The sequence below is a fragment of the Marinoscillum sp. MHG1-6 genome (assembly GCF_024714475.1).
GTDB lineage: Bacteria > Bacteroidota > Bacteroidia > Cytophagales > Cyclobacteriaceae > JAMZMI01.
Genome location: NZ_JAMZMI010000005.1, coordinates 213,956 through 232,271, shown reverse-complemented (window position 1 = coordinate 232,271; position 18,316 = coordinate 213,956). Strand labels below are relative to the sequence as shown.

Genomic DNA, 18,316 nt, shown 5'->3' with positions numbered 1-18,316 from the left:
TGATACTAACGAAATAGTTATTCTTATGATTTACTGCTTCTGTAATTCATTGCAGCTCTTACAAATTTTACGAAAAGGGGATGTGGGTTAATCACTGTAGACTTAAGCTCCGGGTGAAACTGCGTCCCAATAAACCAGGGGTGATCGGTTAATTCGATCATTTCCACCAGGTTGTTTTCAGGATTGATCCCCGAGGCAATCATTCCTGCCTGTTCATAGGCCTCTAAATATTCGCTGTTAAACTCATATCTATGTCTATGCCTTTCGGAGATTTTTGACTGCCCATAGACATTGTATGCCTTGCTTCCTTTTTTGATTTGGCAGCTATAGGCACCCAGTCGCATGGTTCCTCCTTTATCGGTAATATTCTTTTGCTCTTCCATCAGGTTGATTACCGGATGTTTGGTCTTCGGATTCATCTCTGAACTGTTCGCTTTCTTCAGTTTCAAGACATTTCTGGCGAATTCAATAACAGCCATCTGCATGCCCAGACATATTCCGAAGAATGGAATTTCGTTTTCACGTGCATACTGAACAGTAGAGATTTTACCCTCAATACCTCTTTCTCCAAAACCAGGGGCTACCAGAATTCCATCGAGATGTCCGAATAACTTTTCAGTATTATCTTCCTGAACATCCTCCGAATGAATCCATTCCAACTTCACTTTTGTTTCGTTGTTTGCTCCGGCGTGAGTGAAAGCTTCAACAATTGATTTGTAGGAATCTTTAAGCTCAACATACTTTCCTACAAGGCCAATTCGAACTTCGCTGGTAGGGTTTTTCAGGCGCCCCAAAAATTCTTTCCACTGATCGATCTTTGGTTCCTTTTTGTAAGACATTTTGAACCTGGATAAAACTCGCTCATCCAATTTCTCCTTACGCATTAGAATAGGAACATCATAAATTGATTCAGCATCAATTGACTCAATGACGCAGTTAACAGGTACGTTGCAAAACAAGGCCAGTTTCTTTCTGATATCGGCATCAAGATGATACTCTGAACGACATACCAGGATGTCAGGCTGAACCCCGGCTTCTAGTAGTTCTTTTACCGAATGCTGAGTAGGCTTGGTTTTAAGCTCACCTGCTGTTTTGAGATAAGGTACCAGTGTCAGGTGAAGCGTTATACAGTTGGTAGGACCAAGCTCCAGTTTAGCCTGTCTCACTGCTTCAATAAACGGCAATGATTCAATATCACCCACACATCCACCAATCTCAGTGATTACAATGTCAAATTTCCCGGTATCCCCGAGCTTATATATGTTGTTTTTAATCTCATCCGTGATGTGCGGGATTACCTGAACAGTTTTTCCAAGAAACTCTCCGGCACGCTCTTTTTGAATAACATTGTAATAAATCTTACCTGTGGTAACGTTGTTGTTCTGAGAGGTTGGGATATTCAGAAACCTTTCATAGTGTCCCAGGTCGAGGTCTGTCTCTGCTCCATCGTCAGTGACATAGCATTCTCCATGCTCATATGGGTTAAGTGTTCCAGGGTCTACATTGATGTAAGGGTCAAATTTCTGAATGGTTACAGAGAGACCTCTGGCCTGAAGAAGTTTACCTAAAGATGCGGAGATGATACCTTTTCCCAGCGAAGATGTTACGCCACCCGTAACGAAAATGTATTTGGTTTTGGACATTGAAAGAGTTTATGACCTTGCTATTGTTACGGGATGCAAAGGTAGGTCTTTCGGTGAAATTACCCTGACGATTCAAAAATATTATCTGACCGGAATTCGATATGATATAGTAGCGGAAAAATAACCTGATGGGCTGAGGTGTTGCTCGCCCGGAAGTGCCACTGGAATGCTGTATAAATAGCTAATTATAAAAGTGAAATTGTCCTTTTTGAGGAGTAGGGGCAGGCTGAAGCTGATATTCATAATTCCATACTCGTTATTGTTTGTCTCGAGAAGGTCATAGATATAGTTCTGAATATCCGGATTGCTGAGGTATACGGCTGTCGTCCTGCGTCTTTTTTCTTCACGCGTCAATCGGGTGTTGTTTTGAATCAAGAAAATTAGATCCTTTTCCTCCTGGGTAAGAACAGATTCCGAATAAGCTCTGAAATCCTCCGTTCTGAGGCTTTCTCTGAGTGCCTCATTTTGTCTAAACTCACCAATTATATCACCTGAAAATTGTTGTATTACTTGATTGTTGCCATAAATACTCGAGATGGATGGGGAGAATTGAATCTTATCAAAGAATTTACTTCTCCTGATTTTCAGGTTGCCGGATATTGTTCCTATAATCCTCTGGGCGAAGTCAGAATCGCTAAACAGCATGGTGTAGTCAAATGATGTGTAGAACACTTTGGTGCTAAATGCGCTGGAAAGAGAAAGGTTATTGTTGAGGCGGTTGGATGTCGTGTTGCTATTATAAAACCAGCGGTCGTAGCTTCCGGTGTAGCTCCATTTCTTTCCGAGAAGACCCATGTAGCCCACAGATGCAATGGTCAAATTGTATTTTGGGTCAAATCCGCTGTTCCAGTAACCAGACATATCTGCAAAAACACCTGATTTATGGTAATATGAAATTGCAGGGGAAATTGAGTGTTGTTTGATTCCATAGTTCCTCCCTGCGCTCAGAAAGTTACTGTTATATCCTGCACGTATATACCACTCTGAGTATTTCACAGGTTGTGTATTCAAAATGCTATCAATCATGGAAAAAATGAAGAGGGAATCCATCTCCATTTCTAATTGAGCGAATTTTTCCTGCCAGGAAAGCGAGTCGCTTTGAGGTTTGGCAACCAGGCAACAAATAAGGGCCAAAAACGAAATGATCGTTTTTTTCAGAGGCATTGGGTAGGGGTTAGGGCGTAAAATTGATTTGCAGGATTAGAACCGACGTTGTTGCATCTGTTCGTCATTTCTTTGTCGTTTTTCTTGCAGGCGCTGGCGATCCTGATTTTGTTCCCGAATTCGTCTGATCAGCATTTCTCTAAAATCATCTTCTGCCTTTCTTAAATTCATCAACTGTCTGGTCGTAACTACCTGCTGCATTCGTTCAGTATAGGTCCGCTCCATGTTGAGCCTTTTCTGTTTAAGTTGCTGGCCTTGCTCAAGGATTTTCTTGTTCTCTTCCTCTGTGGCATTGTTGGGGTCAAAGTTCTTTTTCAATTCCTGGAACTCAGACTTCAGTTGTTTTTGCTGCTCAGCATATTCCCGGTATATAGGCCAGAACTTCTCAGCTTGCTCGGGAGTTAGTTCGAGTCGCTCAGTGATTAGAGCAATTTTGGCAGCTTCTATTTTTTCCATTGCCGATTGATCCTGACCTATAGCTCCAAAGGAGACAAGTAGGATCAAAGTAAAGAGTATATATAGCTTTCTCATGGTTTTGAGGTTATATTCAATATTTTAAGGAATGGTCACTTCATGACCTGCTTTCTATATTACAGGTAAGTATCATTTAAGTCGAACGTATTCATTAAATCGTCGAGGTTTTCTTCTTCCAGGTCTATTCCTTGCAGGTAGTCCGAGTTTTCAAATAATTGTTCCGGGCTTTCCGCAATAGAAGCCAGCTCCTCAAGAGATAGATCAGTACTCTCCAGATATTCTAAGATGGCATCATCAGATACTTCTGCCAGTAACAATTCTGTCGGAGGCTGAGATTCTGTATTGAACATCCAAATTCCTATTGCAAGCATCAAAATCATGGTTGGAATTGCATAGGCCCAGTGCATTTGCTTGATCAGTACCTTAATTCCGGAGTCCTTCACGCTCACCCGCTCCCGAATATCAGCACTTAATTTATCAAAGTAGCCGTCAGGGACACGGAAGGGATGTTTGTTGTCAATATCGTCTAGTTTAATGCTCATTTTCCTCTTAGATGTTTCTAAATGTCAAAGGTTTAATGCTCAGATACAAATTCTTCAATTTTTTTTACCGCATGATGATAGCTGGCCTTTAAGGCACCCACACTGGTTTTTGTTATTTCTGCGATTTCATCGAATTTCAACTCATCGTAATACTTCATATTGAATACCAATCGCTGTTTCTCAGGCAATTTGATAATGGCCTTTTGAAGCTTGATCTGGATTTCATCTCCAGATATCAATGGATTCGCTTCCAGTTTGTTCTCCAGCTCCTGAGTATGGTCATTCAATGAAAAGAAAGAACGTCGTTTTTTCTTTTTCAAAAAATTCAAACATTGATTGGTGGCTATTCGATAGACCCAGGTAAAAAGGCTTGAGTCTCCTCGAAACTGATCAATCTTTGACCATATTTTAACAAAGACCTCTTGTGTGATGTCATCTGCATCCTCATGATCGATCACCATCTTTCGTACATGCCAATAAACTCTTTCCTGATAAGCCTTCATTAGCAGGTTAAACCCGTAATGTCGCGTTTCCTCATTTCGGAGCTTATTTATGATGAATTCTTCTTCCAAACTTGTAGTAGCGATTTGAGGATTAGATTCTTTATTGAAACTAAGGTTTAATCTGATGGAAAAAAAGTTGAATAATTTTATATTCGGTGTTGGAACATTTAATGTAATTGTTTGCTTTAATAATTATGGGAATAGCGGAAGATATCAAGCAGAAGCAATTTAATAGTGAGCTTCACAAAGCAATTGTAAATATTATTTATACCAATGGATGGCTGCATCAAAAGCAGTCCGTTGTATTTAAACCACATGGCTTAACAACGCCTCAATATAATATCCTAAGAATTCTAAGAGGTCAGTACCCTGGCCCCTCAACGGTTAACTTATTGATAGACAGGATGATGGACAAAAGTTCGAATGCCTCTCGGATCGTGGATAAATTGGAAATGAAAGGATTGGTTGAGAGGAGACAATGCTCAGGGGACAGGCGAGCTGTGGATGTTATTATTTCTGAAGAAGGCCTGAAGCTTCTTGAAAAGATTGATAATGAAATGAATGAGTGGGAAGAGAGTGTCCGAAATCTCAGTGAGGAAGAGTTTGAAACACTCAACAACCTTCTGGATAAACTCAGAGGTTGCTGAGTGATTTTATGATTTAAAGCTCTCGGATGTAATCGATAAAGCCCGCACCTTTTCCTTTTGGCCGGATAACCAGCATAGGGATATCTTCATTGATTTGAACCATTCTTTCGGCTTTACTTCCAATGAAAAGCGCGGCTGTAGCGGTTCTTCCTTTCGCTCCAATGATGATCATATTGGCATGTATCTTTTTCGCCTCTTTGACAATGTCATCAATGATGTTGTCATTTTTGTCCAGGGAGTATTTGCTTTGAATATCCAGACCTTCAGTGTTGAATTGAGACATGAACTTGCTGTATTCTTTAGCGATATTTTCCTTCATAATATCGGCAAATTCCTCAAAGCTTTTTCCTGCATAATGATAGCCTGTAGGTACCTGAAATACATTTTGGATAACCAGCTTGGTCTTCTTTTGAGCTTTCGTGGCCAGGCTGATAGCCTTTTCCATTGCACCTTTAGAGTAATTTGAAAAGTCCGTAGGGACAAGTATTTTATCAAAGCTGACCGTCTTACCTTTAGGAATAATTAAAAGGGAACATGGAGCCCTTCTGGCGATTCTGGTTACGAGGACACCCGGTCTTTTTTCGTTTTTTCTACCGATAACAATCAGGTCAATCTTTTCTTTTGCTGCAGTTTTGATCAGCGTCTTGGTAATTACTCCTTGCTCAACTATTACATTTACTTCGACCTTCGCTGAATCATAATCAAGGTATTTTTCAACGGATTTTTCAAGCTCCTTTTTACGGTCTTCAAGTGCATGTTCGATCAAATGGGGAAACTCCTTAATGACCTGTTCAGGCACCTCGAAGTCTTTAATGACATTCACGAAGAATATCTCTGTACTCCCGGATAGTTTACATAATTCTGAAGCGCCTTTAATGAGGTCTTTATCAATTGACGAGTGATCAAGACCAACGAGTATTTTGTTGAATTTATACATTGTGTATAGTCATCAATTTTGACAGGGTGTTTTTTAAAAGATGCTAAATCTAAACCTTTTCAACTAATTATTATCCTTGATTGAAGTAATCGCAAAGTTGCTCAATTTGTTCCTTGGAATGCATTGGGAAGTTGGCAATCCTGATGTGGTCAGCTTTAAATGAGCTGTAACCGCTACCGAGAATCCATCCTTTCTTCTTGAACCTTTCTATTACCTCAGCACTTCCATTTTTACACTCTGAAACAACAACCGTTTTTGAACGATGCTCTTTGTTTTCAATAAATGGATTGAAGTCCGGGTGGTTTTCCAGTGTTTGATAGAGAAGGGTAGACTTATAGATTGTCTCGTTCTGAATATTTTTCACCCCCCTGTCGATCATATCCTTTGCTACTTTACCCAGAAGGTAAATCCCAAGGGTATTAGGTGTTTCAGGAGTTTGGTTTTTCGCACCGTGTTTTCTCAATTCAGAAAGTTTGTGATAGCTTCCTGTGATCTGTCCATTCGCTTCCAATTGCTCTGCCTTTTCAACGCAAGCTTTGTTCAATATCCAAACGCCCAATCCTGAGGGTAGTCCAAAGGACTTTTGCACTGAAAAATAAGCGGTGTCCACTTTTGAAAAATCAAACGGTATACACGGAAACGCACTCACACCATCAACAGCGACCAATTTATCAGGATGTTTGGCCTTTAAGTCGTAGATATCCTGAATAGGGAAGGTATAACCAATACTAGTCTCGTTTAATGTGCAGGAGATCAATTCCGATCCTTCTGCGATGGAAAGATCTTCAAACGGCTTACCCGGTCCGGATTCGGTAAGAATAGAATCTTTCTGATAGTCTTTGGCGAAAGAATAAAATTTCTTTGCAAACGATCCATTGCTAAAGTGGTGAGAGCGATGCGCTACCAGGTTTTGGATAATTCGCTCCCAGATTTCATTAGCAGAAGAAGTGAAATAAATTTCGTGTCCCTGAGATAGCCCTAATAGCTCAGTTAGGTTTTCACGAGCTTCAGCAAAGACCTTCTCAAATGCTTTGCTTCGGTGTGAAATGGATCCTATGTCATCTTTTAATGCTGATTTAATGTGACCTTCAACGGTATAGAAAAGTTGTGTAGGGCCAGGAGTGAAATAAATATTCTTAGACATTTCGTTTTAATAATTAGCTGTTAGTTTTGCTACTCTTTCCGGATCATATTGTTTTAAACCTAACACTAAAACAAGACCGAGCCAAGTGGAGTGTAAAGAGCGGGCCCCATTCTCATTTTTAATGCGAACCTCGTTCATTTATGAAAAGGATAACAGGGGATTATTGATACATTTTTACAGCTCAAATCCTTACTATATAGGGGTTTAAAATCAATTCGGAAAGAATTTAGAGAGCTTTCGGATAACCGAAAGCTTTTTTTATGCCCTGGTTTCCATCCAGCGAAAGGTGCGGTTGACAATTTTAAGCGCCAGTTTGATTTTTTTAAAGCTGATAAGTTCAAGGGATTCATCGTACATGGTGACACCATCAGCAAATAATATGACTTGAGGGGTTTCGTCGTCAACGCCTGCCACAGTAATAACTTTATCAGTAATAGACGCTATGGAAGCGTCTGCTATATATGTATCCAGCTGAGATGCAGACAAAGACCAGTCCTGATCCAGATTTTTTTTAACCTGGACACTGAACGGATTGGATTCATTATGCCTTAGAAGTAAAACCGGCTTTGATTTAGAGTCTTCAATGATTTTCTCTAATTCAGCTACCGTTTTAACATCTTTCCATTGCGGTGACGATAAACTCATTTTTTCTGCTTTGGGTTGACAAACGGGATGATATACAACCTTACTGCGACTAAATTTAATGATTAAGATTCATATATCACTAATACAAAACACGGAATCTTATAGTCGCCTTGATCTTCTTAAGGTTTTTTATCACCTCCGAATCGTAGTCTTTATTGATGTCAGTAATCACATAACCCACTTCTTCGTTGGTTTTTAGGTATTGACCTACAACGTTAATATCGTGTTTTGCGAGCTCATTATTTATTTCCGCCAATACACCTGGCTCATTTTTATGAATATGAATAAACCTGTGAGCATCCTTGAGTTTCGGGAGGACGATATTCGGGAAATTCACACTCACACTAGTTGATCCAGTGTTGATATAATCCATGATCTTACCTGGAACAAAGTCGGCGATCATTTCCTGTGCCTCCAGGGTACTACCACCAATATGTGGCGTCAGGATTGTATTGGGCAGGCTTCTCAATTCTGAGATGAACTCGTCATTGTTGCTCATCGGCTCTTCTGGGAATACGTCAATTCCGGCACCTTTTATTTTGCCAGAAACAATGTATTTCTTAAGTGCAGCAATATCTACCACGTGACCTCTGCTCAGATTGAGGAAAATAACCCCATCTTTCATTTTACTAAATTCAGATTCTCCGAAAATATTCTTGTTGGTAGGTCGCCCATCTACGTGAAGGGTGATCACATCAGAAGTTTCAAGGAATTCGTCCAGAGATTTGCATTGCTCGGCATTACCCAGGGCCAGCTTTTCTTCGATGTCGTAAAACTGAACCTTCAAACCGAGAGACTCCGCAACAACAGAAAGCTGACTTCCGATATTTCCATAACCGAAAATACCTAGTTTTTTACCTCTGATCTCAAAGCTATTTTTAGCGGACTTATCCCAATTACCTTCGTGCATGAGTTTTATTTTGTCCGGCAGGTTTCTCATCAGCATGATGATTTCACCAATAGCAAGTTCAACTACAGAACGTGTATTTGAATACGGAGCGTTGAATACCGCAATACCTTTCCTAAGACAAGTATTGAGGTCAATTTGATTGGTTCCAATACAAAAAGCTCCAACCGCTAAAAGTCTGTTTGCGTTTTCCAAAACTTTTGCCGTTACCTGAGTCTTTGATCTGATCCCTAAGATAGAAACATCTTTGATAGCTTCAGATAATTCTTCTTCACTCATTCCGGCAGGGTATACCTCCACCTGGTAACCTTCTTCCTTCAATTTTTTAATGCCATGATCATGGATGTTTTCAAGAAGAAGTACCTTAATACGGTTTTTTGGATATGAAAGAGCTCTCTCCATTTTATTTACATATAGAAATTCGTCCAGCGTAGGGGCTTCATGGTCTGCATTTTCCAAAACATTTTCCCTTCTGATATTTTCAGTAAAAGCATAGAATTTATGGGCGATTCCGGCTTTTTTGATTTCATAATCCGTATACCCATCACCAAGAACGAAGATTTCTCCCTGGAGGTTCAGCGATTGGATCTGTTTAGGTTTTCCTCCGTTGCTGGATAATAAATTATCCGGATCGAAGCCTGTAATGTTCCCTTCATCATCGTAGGTAAACTCATTCGCATATACCTGATCAGGATTGATGCCATATTGTTCTACAATGGGCACGATGAAGTCTTTGAATCCATTTGAGACGATGTAAATCTCGTCGGCGTATTTCTTAACGAAATCCTTGTTACGCTTAAATGATTCACTGACTTCTTTGCTTAGTCTGTTAATAAGTTCAGGTAAGTGTTCTTTTTTTGCTTGAAGAATGTCTAAACGCTTTTCCAGAGATTCTCTTAGCGAAAGCTTACCTTCCATTCCCAAATCAGTGATCTCCTTGATTTTTTGTAATGCGCTATCTTTATTTGGATGCCCATTAAGGGAAACTTCACACAAGACATCAAGGGCCTCAACTCGGGTGAAGGTACTGTCAAAATCAATTACAAAATGTTTCAGATTTTCCATAAGTTCGCTTTATCTCTGGGGCGGCAAAATTAATTAGGTTCATGTCTTATAAAACAATCATTCTGATTTTATTATTTATAAATTTTCAGATAGATTCTTTGGCACAAAACTCCCGGGATAGCCTCTTACTTCATCTTTATTCTGATATAGATAGTGTCATAACAGATGCGATCTCCAAAGAAGCATTTCCGGGTTGCATTATTTACGCTTCGCAAGGTGAAAAAGCCTTCTTTCGCAAGGCTTATGGGTTTCATACCTATGATAGTTTAAGATCGGTTTCCTATTCTGATTTATATGACATTGCGTCAATCACAAAAGTTTCCGCCTCTACGCTGGCCTTAATGAAATTATATGAAGTAGGGTTGCTTGACCTTGATAAGCCTGTTAGGGAATATGTAGATAGTTTCGGTTTTAGCAAGTTTGGAAAAGCGACCATTCGTGAGGCGTTAGCACATCAGGCCGGATTTAAAGGCTGGATCAAATATTATGAGGTGATTAAGAGGAGAAATGGAAAGTATAAAAGGAAGACATTTTTAGATCGGCAAACTGAAAGCTACCCTTATAAGGTTTCAGACGATCTTTATTTACACGTAGACTTTTATAAAAAGCTGAAGAAATATATTAAGAAAACTAAGGTTCAGGCTAACCCTGAGTATGTCTATTCGGGTTTGTTCTTTTATCTAGTCCCTGAGCTTGTCAAAAACGTGACAGGCATGGATTTTCAATCCTTTTTGAAGTTCAATTTTTATGACCCCTTGGGAATTGAGAGCCTGATGTTTAATCCTTTAGAAAAATTTGAACCCGAGGAGATCGTTCCAACGGAGATTGATAGTTTTTTTCGTAAGAAGCCCCTGCATGGTGAGGTTCATGATGAAGGAGCCATTTTTATGAAGGGAGTGTCGGGAAACGCAGGACAGTTTTCAAGGATTGAAGATTTGGCCAAGGTGTGGCACCTATTCATTAATAATGGTATCTACAGAGGCGATACACTTCTCAATGCTGCGACTATAGATTTATTCACTTCCTATCAATACCCTGCACTGAACAATCGGAGAGGGTTAGGGTTTGATAAGCCCTTACTTGAATATGATGAAGTGAAGAGTAGTGTAGCCAAATCAGCTGGTTATATGAGTTATGGTCATGCGGGTTATACAGGGACCCTGGGTTGGGCGGATCCTGATAATGATTTGGTTTACATCTTCTTTTCGAACCGGGTTTATCCAAGCCGGGATCATCGAATGATTTACGAGTTAAACGTTCGCCCTACCATCCATCAGTATTTCTATGATTTTCTTGATCTGGTTGAGAACTGTGAGAAGATAAGTACGCCGAAAAATGGTTCTGATAAGGCGCCCTAGTTTATTCAAAAAGTTGCTTTTCAGCTATGATTTCGGCAAATTTTTTCAAGAAAACCGGAAAAAAACAGGTGAGGAAAAAATGTTTCACTCGAAGCGTTATTTATACTGATTCTAAATAGCTTGGATAATCGACCTGTAGAGTCAATAATGTGTTGATTTTCAATGAATTTAAGCCTTTGCCTTTCAACATCTCAAGATTTGGCCTTTTTGGCTGAATAATCCGGCTTTGAAAAACCCGTACCCCCGTATTACATTTGTACCCGTTTGATTTCGACCTAAGAAATAAATGATAACAAACAACCTATCTATTCGAAAAGCCACAAGGTTGATCTTGTCGGCAAGCTTCTTTTTATTAGTAATTTTCTTCTCTTATACGTCACAAGCACAAGAGTCCGATGGAATCCCTACGGATGAGTCTGTGGTTTCAGCAGGTGAAAGCCTGTTTAAGGGTAACTGTGCGCAGTGTCACGATATCCATGAGGTGGTTATCGGTCCGGCCCTTAAGGATGTACATGAGCGCAGACCTAAGGAGTGGTTACTTAAATGGGTAAAGAATTCGCAAAAGGTAATTGCCAGTGGTGATGAATATGCGGTGGCCCTTTTCAATGAATACAATAAAAATGTGATGCCATCTTATCCGTTTTCGGATGAGCAAGTGACATCACTTTTAGCTTATATAAAGGTTGAATCCACTAAGGAGCCTGTGAAAGCGGAAGTAGCTGCTGCTGGTGATGCAGCAGGTGTTGCTGCCGCAGATGATAGCATTCCTTCAAGTTACCTTACAGCCATTTTCGTTGTTCTGATCGTCGTTTTGATCTTGATTTTGGTTGTGCTGGGATTAATTATTTCAGTGCTCAGAAAATACTTGAATGAAAGCAGTGAGCTGAATGAGGAAGATGTTGAAGTTGTTAATCAGAAGTTTGATCTGTTTGGACTGCTTCAAAGCAATGCTTTCATTGGTCTGGTGATTTTCTTGTTTACAGCCATTGTTTTAAAGACGCTTATTGATGGGGCGTTTACAATCGGTGTGCAGCAAGGTTATATGCCAACTCAACCGATAGCATTCTCTCATGAGCTACATGCTGGTCAGTATGAGATAGATTGTAACTACTGCCATACAGGTGTAAGAAAGGCAAAATCAGCTAATATCCCTTCGCCAAATATTTGTATGAACTGTCATTCAGGAATTAAAAATGTTGGCGGTGCAAGCGGTGTTTCTCCTGAGATTGCAAAAATCTATGCTGCGATCGATTATAACCCTGAAACAGGGGAATATGGAAACAACCCAAAACCTATTGAGTGGGTGAGGGTTCACAATCTTCCTGATTTGGCTTATTTCAATCACTCTCAACACGTGAAGGTAGGTGGACTTGAATGTCAGACTTGCCACGGTCCTGTGGAGGAAATGGAAGTGGTTTATCAATACTCTACTCTAACGATGGGATGGTGTATCAACTGTCATAGAGAAACAGATGTAAATACTAAAGGTAATGAGTACTATACTAACCTAGTCGAGCTTCATGAAGAGCATAGCAAAGAGCCTATGAAGGTTGAAGATATCGGAGGTTTAGAGTGTTCTAAGTGTCACTATTAATAAAAGGCTAGTTAGTTAAAGTATATATTCCAGAAATATGAAAGAGACTAAGAAGTACTGGAAAGGATTAGAACAGCTGCAAAACACAGCTGAGTTTCAAGAAAAGGCAAATAAGGAATTTCCAGAATATCTTCCATTGACGGGAGAAGGGGATGAGTCTTCAAGAAGGGATTTCCTTAAACTGATGGGATTTGGTTTGGCTGCGGTGTCATTAGCGGCTTGTGAAACTCCTGTTAGAAAAGCGATTCCTTACGTAAGAAAGCCTGAAACTGTTGATCCTTCTAATGCTAACTATTATGCTTCTACTTATGTAAGTGGAAGTGATGTTTGTCCCGTTGTTGTAAAAACAAGAGAAGGACGACCTATCAATGTAGAGGGTAATAAAATGTCTTCGGTAAGCGGTGGCGGTACTTATCCACAAGTACAGGCTTCTGTTTTATCACTTTATGATAAAGAACGTCTTCAATCTCCATTGATTAATGGCAAGAAAGCCAGCTGGTCTGATCTGGATGCAGCTGTAACTGGTGCACTTTCCGCAGCTAGCGGAAAAATTGCTTTGGTGAGCCATTCGGTGGCTAGTCCAAGTACTTTAGCTGCAATCAGCAAGCTTAAAGAGAAGTATCCATCTTTGGATCATGTTCAATATGACTCTTATTCATATGATGGACTAACTTCAGCCTATGAAGCTGCTTTTGGAACTAAATCATTCCCTCTTTATGATTTTTCAAAAGCAAAAACGATTGTAACCTTTGGTTATGATTTCCTGGGTTCTGCTCCTAATGCAACACTTAGTACAAAACAATTTGCCAGCACACGTAAGCTGACGGATTCTAAAAAAGACATGTCCAGGCTTTATGCTTTTGAAGCAAACCTGACTATTACAGGAGCGAATGCAGACTACAGAACATTGATCAAACCTTCTCAGGAAGGTTTGTATGTGGCAGCATTGTATAATGAAGTAGCATCTAAATTGGGTGCCGCAACAATTGCTTCCAAGAAAATTGAAGACAGTGCGACAATCAAAAAGGCAGCGGCTGATCTTTTGAAATCAAAAGGTGCTTCTTTAGTTGTTTCTGGCTCATCAGATGTTGCCGTTCAGCAACTGGTAATCGCACTAAATGACTTATTAGGTAGCTATGGTTCAACTATTGATGCTTCCAAATCTTTAAAAACCAGAGCTGGAGATGATAAGAAGTTCGGTTCTTTCGTATCCGAGCTTAAGTCAGGAGTAGTTGGAGGCGTGATCTTTTACAACTGTAATCCGGTTTACGATTCAGCATTCGGAGCTGACATTCAGGCGGGTCTGGCTAAAGTGAAATTCTCATTATCCACTGCTGATCGAAAGGATGAAACTTCAGCATTAGTAAAATACCAAGCTCCGGATCATCACTACCTGGAGTCATGGAATGATTTTGAGCCAATTTCAGGTTCATACAGCTTATCACAACCTACCATCAAAAACATTTTTGACACCAGACAGGCACAGGATTCATTCCTTACCTGGGCTGGAGTTGAGACAAGCTATTATGATTTTATCCGATCAAATTGGGAGACCTATGGTTACCCATCGGCTACAGGTTTTGCATCGTTTGATGCTTACTGGGATAAATGTCTTCATGATGGTGTTTATGATGCGGCTTCCGGAGAAGCGGAAGTACTTTCACCAACAGTAGATGTTGCATCAATTGCTTCAGCGATCTCATCATCCTATACACTGGATAACGCTGGATTAGAATTAGTGATCTATCAGAAAGCAAGTATTGGTGATGGTACTCAGGCTAACAACCCATGGTTGCAGGAAATGCCTGATCCAATCTCTAAGGCTACCTGGGATAACTATCTGACTGTGTCACCAAAGCAAGTGGAAGAGTGGGGAATTGCCTTGGGTGATATGACTACTCAGCTTGTGAAGTTGACCGTGGGAGGTGTTTCTCTTGAAGTACCTGTATTACCTCAACCGGGTCAGGCGTATGGTACTATTGGTTTAGCACTTGGTTACGGTAGAACGGTAGCTGGTAAGGTGGCTAATGGTGTTGGAGTGAATGCCTATCCATTGATTGCTTCTAAAGGCGGTAGTCTTTCTTTTGCAGTAACTTCTGGTGTAAGCGTTGAGCCTACATCTACCTCATATCAAATAGCGCAAACACAGACTCACCATACTTATATGGGTAGAGAGACTGTGGTACAGGAAGCGCTTTTGAAAGAATACCAAAAAGATCCTCAAGCTGGAAGACACTTCCCTAAGATTGCTACTGCAGAAGGAATGGTTAAGCCTTATGCTGTTTCTCTTTGGAAAGGGCACTCTTATGCTAACCATCACTGGGGTTTAAGCATCGACCTGAACTCATGTACAGGTTGTGGAGCATGTACTGTAGCGTGTCAGGTAGAAAATAATATTCCGGTAGTTGGTAAGGAAGAGGTTCTGAACCGACGAGAAATGCACTGGATCAGAATTGACAGATACTACAGTTCTGACGCTACCAAGGAAGACGGTTACACTGCAATGGAAAAGGCTTCAGCTAATCCTGAAATCACTTTCCAACCGATGATGTGTCAGCAATGTAACAACGCTCCATGTGAGACTGTTTGTCCGGTTGCTGCGACCACTCACAGTACTGAGGGTCTCAATCAAATGACTTATAACAGATGTATTGGTACGAGATACTGTGCCAACAACTGTCCTTATAAAGTAAGAAGATTTAACTGGTTTAAATACCACGATAACAAGCAGTTCGATAAGAACATGGCGATGAACAATGATTTGGGTAAAATGGTATTGAACCCGGATGTGACTGTTCGTGCTCGTGGTGTGATGGAGAAATGTACATTCTGTGTACAGAGAATCCAGGCAGGTAAGCTTGAAGCGAAGAAAGAAGGAAGACGTCCATCTGATGCAGATGTTACTACGGCTTGTGCCAGCGCATGTCCTTCTGAAGCGCTTGTGTTTGGTGATATGAAAAACCCTGAGAGCAAAATCTCTCAAATGTTGAAGATTCAAAGCTCAGATAAAGGAGTAGAGTCCAAGGAGCCGAGAGCATATCACGTGTTGGAAGAGCTAAGAGTGATGCCAAATGTTTGGTACCTGACTAAAATTAGAAACAAAGACGAAAAAGCTGTAAAAGAAGAAGCGGAGGCTTAAGCCGCTGATAATGTATAGATTATGACTTCAGAATCTGTTATTAGAGAACCTTTAGTTACCGGTGGTAAAACCGTACATGATGTTACAGATGACATCTGTAGAAGGGTTGAGGAAAAACCGGCAAAATCATGGCTATTAGCTATGGCTGCATCTCTGGGTGCATTAACCATAGGAATATTGGCAGTGGCAATTTTGGTATGGGAAGGAATTGGTAGTTGGGGTCTGAACAAGACCGTTGGATGGGCCTGGGATATCACCAACTTTGTATGGTGGGTGGGTATCGGTCACGCTGGTACGCTGATTTCTGCAGTATTGCTTCTTTTCAGACAGCGATGGAGAATGTCCATCAACCGTGCGGCTGAGGCGATGACCATTTTTGCCGTAATCTGCGCACTTCAGTTCCCTGTACTTCACATGGGACGTCCATGGTTAGGTTTTTACTGGGCTTTACCGCTTCCAAATACATTCGGTTCACTTTGGGTGAATTTCAACTCACCACTTCTTTGGGACGTATTTGCGATTTCGACTTATTTCTCTGTTTCACTTGTGTTCTGGTATATCGGGCTTGTTCCTGACTTTGCAACGATCAGAGACAGAGCTACAGGGATATCTAAAATTGTATATGGTGCACTAAGCCTTGGTTGGAATGGTGCAGCAAAAGCATGGTCAAGATATGAGACAGTTTCATTGATCCTTGCTGGTTTAGCAACACCACTTGTACTTTCAGTACACACTATTGTATCCTTTGACTTTGCAACTTCAGTTATACCTGGATGGCATACTACGATCTTCCCTCCATACTTTGTTGCAGGGGCGATTTTCTCAGGGTTTGCTATGGTATTGACCCTTTTGGTGATTACCAGAGCGGTTTACAAACTGGAAGATTATATCACCATCGGACATATTGAGTTGATGAATATCATCATCATCATTACAGGTTCGGTTGTAGGTATTGCTTATATCACAGAGTTCTTTATTGCATGGTATTCAGGTGTTGAGCCTGAGCAATATGCCTTCATTAACAGAGCTACTGGACCTTACTGGTGGGCATACTGGTCAATGATGACTTGTAATGTAATCTCACCTCAGTTGTTCTGGTTCAAAAAGATCAGAACCAATATTGCAGCGACTTTTGTATTGTCCATTGTTGTGAACATCGGTATGTGGTTTGAGCGATTTGTAATTATCGTGACATCACTACACAGAGATTTCGTTCCTTCAAGCTGGGCGATGTTCTATCCGACACGATATGATGTAGGAGTTTACATTTTTACTTTCGGATTGTTCTTCACTTTGTTTTTTGCATTTGCTAAGTTCTTCCCTGTGATCAACATGGCAGAGGTTAAGAGTATTGTTAAACCAACAGGAGAAAAGAAATAAGATGTCAGAATCTAAGAATTATATATTAGGTGTATACGAGGACGAAGATGTTCTACTCGATGCAGTTAAAACAGTTCGTGCCGGAGGTGTGAAGGTTGATGAAGTTTATTCTCCATTTCCTGTACACGGTATGGATGATGCTTTAGGTTACAAGGGTTCGAGGTTGACTATCGTGGCATTCCTGTTTGGTCTTTTGGGAACATCCCTGGCGTTAACCATGCAGATTGGTATGATGGGGGTTGATTGGCCTATGATCATTGGAGGTAAAGATTTTATTCCTTTTCCATCATTTATTCCGGTGACTTTCGAGCTGACAGTCTTATTGGCAAGTTTTGGAATGGTAGGAACGTTTCTCGTTATCTCTAATCTAAAGCCCTGGGGAAAACCTAATTTATTGGATATCAGAATCACTGATGACAAGCACGTCGTGGCAGTGGATCTTAACAAGAATAGTTTGAGCGAAGATGTTATCACGAAAATGTTTTCTGATAACGGAGCTATTGAGGTTAATAAGAAAACAGTATAAGAGATACCATGTTAAAGAAGATTTATCAAGTAGGTATTGTAGGTGGTGTTGTTTTGATGCTTGCGTCTTGCACTGCAGGTCCGGATAATACCGGGTTAGAATATGCCCCACAAATGTATCACTCTACACCTTATGAGCCTCTTTCTCAAATTCAGGACAAAGAAGCTGGTACGTGGTTAGACTCAAACCCTGAGGATGAACATGGAGAGTTTTATAACTCTAACGAGTATAATGCTTTTGGAATGACCATGAGAGAGCCAGTAGCTGGTACAATCAGAAGAGGTGGGATTCCAAATCATATTGCTCCTGATGATTATGAAACGGCTGCCACCGAGTTAACCAGCCCAATCGAGTTTACTCCCGATGTAGTGAAAGAAGGGAAGGCACTATACGATCGTTTTTGTGATCATTGTCATGGTGCTAAAGGTATGGGAGACGGTAGCGTAGGTAAAGTATTCAAAGGGGTGCCAACTTATAATTCGGCAGCTATCAAGGATCAACCTGAAGGTCACATATTCCACGTAATTACGCACGGTAAGGGTAGGATGGGAGCTCATTCATCTCAATTGAGTGTTGAGGAGCGATGGAAGATTGTGTCTTATGTTCAAACCCTACAAAAACAATAAAAGCAGATTTACCCATTAGAGA

The 18,316-nt window shown here is 40.5% G+C and carries 16 protein-coding genes; 7 read left to right on the top strand and 9 right to left on the bottom strand.

The window, feature by feature from the left end; genetic code table 11:
• Positions 1-23: 23 nt before the first annotated feature.
• The 5 genes from NXR94_RS13170 to NXR94_RS13150 form a co-directional block, all read right to left on the bottom strand.
• The gene (locus tag NXR94_RS13170) at positions 24-1,643 is read right to left on the bottom strand and encodes a CTP synthase (RefSeq protein ID WP_258105120.1); all 1,620 of its coding nucleotides are present in this window, start codon (positions 1,641-1,643) and stop codon (positions 24-26) included.
• Positions 1,644-1,724: 81 nt separating this feature from the next.
• Positions 1,725-2,807, bottom strand: a complete 1,083-nt coding sequence (locus NXR94_RS13165) for a hypothetical protein (protein ID WP_258105119.1) — start codon at positions 2,805-2,807, stop codon at positions 1,725-1,727.
• Positions 2,808-2,843: 36 nt separating this feature from the next.
• Positions 2,844-3,338: a hypothetical protein gene (locus NXR94_RS13160; RefSeq protein ID WP_258105118.1), complete on the bottom strand. Its 495-nt coding sequence runs from the start codon at positions 3,336-3,338 to the stop codon at positions 2,844-2,846.
• Positions 3,339-3,397: 59 nt separating this feature from the next.
• On the bottom strand, positions 3,398-3,823 hold the full coding sequence (locus NXR94_RS13155; protein WP_258105117.1) for a hypothetical protein: 426 nt from the start codon (positions 3,821-3,823) through the stop codon (positions 3,398-3,400).
• A 32-nt stretch (positions 3,824-3,855) separates the two neighbouring features.
• Positions 3,856-4,395, bottom strand: a complete 540-nt coding sequence (locus NXR94_RS13150; RefSeq protein WP_258105116.1) for an RNA polymerase sigma factor — start codon at positions 4,393-4,395, stop codon at positions 3,856-3,858.
• Positions 4,396-4,520: 125 nt separating this feature from the next.
• Here NXR94_RS13150 and NXR94_RS13145 point away from each other — a divergent pair, with 125 nt between their 5' ends.
• Positions 4,521-4,973, top strand: coding sequence for a MarR family winged helix-turn-helix transcriptional regulator (locus NXR94_RS13145; protein ID WP_258105115.1), 453 nt, complete (start codon positions 4,521-4,523; stop codon positions 4,971-4,973).
• A gap of 13 nt (positions 4,974-4,986) precedes the next feature.
• Here the strand turns inward: NXR94_RS13145 and NXR94_RS13140 are convergent, their stop codons facing one another.
• From NXR94_RS13140 to serA, 4 genes are all read right to left on the bottom strand, one after another.
• A complete protein-coding gene (locus tag NXR94_RS13140; protein WP_258105114.1) occupies positions 4,987-5,910 on the bottom strand; it encodes a universal stress protein in 924 nt (307 codons plus the stop codon).
• 70 nt (positions 5,911-5,980) lie between these two features.
• Positions 5,981-7,054 (bottom strand): aminotransferase class V-fold PLP-dependent enzyme, encoded by a 1,074-nt coding sequence (locus NXR94_RS13135; protein ID WP_258105113.1) that lies wholly within the window; start codon positions 7,052-7,054, stop codon positions 5,981-5,983.
• Between the two features lie 258 nt (positions 7,055-7,312).
• The gene (locus tag NXR94_RS13130) at positions 7,313-7,699 is read right to left on the bottom strand and encodes a monothiol bacilliredoxin BrxC family protein (protein ID WP_258105112.1); all 387 of its coding nucleotides are present in this window, start codon (positions 7,697-7,699) and stop codon (positions 7,313-7,315) included.
• A gap of 79 nt (positions 7,700-7,778) precedes the next feature.
• Entirely contained in the window at positions 7,779-9,671 is a 1,893-nt protein-coding gene (gene serA, locus NXR94_RS13125) for a phosphoglycerate dehydrogenase (protein WP_258105111.1), read from the bottom strand.
• A 41-nt stretch (positions 9,672-9,712) separates the two neighbouring features.
• Between serA and NXR94_RS13120 the strand changes: the two genes are divergently transcribed.
• The 6 genes from NXR94_RS13120 (at position 9,713) to NXR94_RS13095 (ending at position 18,294) form a co-directional block, all read left to right on the top strand.
• Positions 9,713-11,029 carry a serine hydrolase gene (locus tag NXR94_RS13120; RefSeq protein WP_258105110.1) on the top strand — a complete coding sequence of 439 codons (1,317 nt, stop codon included), beginning with the start codon at positions 9,713-9,715 and terminating at the stop codon, positions 11,027-11,029.
• Positions 11,030-11,315: 286 nt separating this feature from the next.
• The gene (locus NXR94_RS13115; RefSeq protein ID WP_258105109.1) at positions 11,316-12,623 is read left to right on the top strand and encodes a cytochrome c3 family protein; all 1,308 of its coding nucleotides are present in this window, start codon (positions 11,316-11,318) and stop codon (positions 12,621-12,623) included.
• Between the two features lie 37 nt (positions 12,624-12,660).
• Positions 12,661-15,762: a TAT-variant-translocated molybdopterin oxidoreductase gene (locus NXR94_RS13110; RefSeq protein WP_258105108.1), complete on the top strand. Its 3,102-nt coding sequence runs from the start codon at positions 12,661-12,663 to the stop codon at positions 15,760-15,762.
• Between the two features lie 21 nt (positions 15,763-15,783).
• Complete coding sequence (gene nrfD, locus NXR94_RS13105) at positions 15,784-17,142, top strand: NrfD/PsrC family molybdoenzyme membrane anchor subunit (protein WP_258105107.1); 1,359 nt, start codon at positions 15,784-15,786, stop codon at positions 17,140-17,142.
• A 1-nt stretch (position 17,143) separates the two neighbouring features.
• Positions 17,144-17,668, top strand: coding sequence for a DUF3341 domain-containing protein (locus NXR94_RS13100; RefSeq protein ID WP_258105106.1), 525 nt, complete (start codon positions 17,144-17,146; stop codon positions 17,666-17,668).
• Positions 17,669-17,676: 8 nt separating this feature from the next.
• A complete protein-coding gene (locus NXR94_RS13095) occupies positions 17,677-18,294 on the top strand; it encodes a cytochrome c (protein WP_258105105.1) in 618 nt (205 codons plus the stop codon).
• Positions 18,295-18,316: the final 22 nt, after the last annotated feature.

What these genes read in the sequence shown, in the direction of transcription:
- NXR94_RS13130 (WP_258105112.1), bottom strand. Translation starts at nt 7,699, where the DNA reads ATGAGTTTATCGTCACCGCAATGGAAAGATGTTAAAACGGTAGCTGAA.
- NXR94_RS13170 (WP_258105120.1), bottom strand. Translation starts at nt 1,643, where the DNA reads ATGTCCAAAACCAAATACATTTTCGTTACGGGTGGCGTAACATCTTCG.
- NXR94_RS13100 (WP_258105106.1), top strand. Translation starts at nt 17,144, where the DNA reads ATGTCAGAATCTAAGAATTATATATTAGGTGTATACGAGGACGAAGAT.
- NXR94_RS13165 (WP_258105119.1), bottom strand. Translation starts at nt 2,807, where the DNA reads ATGCCTCTGAAAAAAACGATCATTTCGTTTTTGGCCCTTATTTGTTGC.
- NXR94_RS13155 (WP_258105117.1), bottom strand. Translation starts at nt 3,823, where the DNA reads ATGAGCATTAAACTAGACGATATTGACAACAAACATCCCTTCCGTGTC.
- NXR94_RS13110 (WP_258105108.1), top strand. Translation starts at nt 12,661, where the DNA reads ATGAAAGAGACTAAGAAGTACTGGAAAGGATTAGAACAGCTGCAAAAC.
- NXR94_RS13115 (WP_258105109.1), top strand. Translation starts at nt 11,316, where the DNA reads ATGATAACAAACAACCTATCTATTCGAAAAGCCACAAGGTTGATCTTG.
- NXR94_RS13135 (WP_258105113.1), bottom strand. Translation starts at nt 7,054, where the DNA reads ATGTCTAAGAATATTTATTTCACTCCTGGCCCTACACAACTTTTCTAT.
- serA (WP_258105111.1), bottom strand. Translation starts at nt 9,671, where the DNA reads ATGGAAAATCTGAAACATTTTGTAATTGATTTTGACAGTACCTTCACC.
- NXR94_RS13160 (WP_258105118.1), bottom strand. Translation starts at nt 3,338, where the DNA reads ATGAGAAAGCTATATATACTCTTTACTTTGATCCTACTTGTCTCCTTT.
- NXR94_RS13120 (WP_258105110.1), top strand. Translation starts at nt 9,713, where the DNA reads ATGTCTTATAAAACAATCATTCTGATTTTATTATTTATAAATTTTCAG.
- NXR94_RS13145 (WP_258105115.1), top strand. Translation starts at nt 4,521, where the DNA reads ATGGGAATAGCGGAAGATATCAAGCAGAAGCAATTTAATAGTGAGCTT.
- NXR94_RS13095 (WP_258105105.1), top strand. Translation starts at nt 17,677, where the DNA reads ATGTTAAAGAAGATTTATCAAGTAGGTATTGTAGGTGGTGTTGTTTTG.
- nrfD (WP_258105107.1), top strand. Translation starts at nt 15,784, where the DNA reads ATGACTTCAGAATCTGTTATTAGAGAACCTTTAGTTACCGGTGGTAAA.
- NXR94_RS13140 (WP_258105114.1), bottom strand. Translation starts at nt 5,910, where the DNA reads ATGTATAAATTCAACAAAATACTCGTTGGTCTTGATCACTCGTCAATT.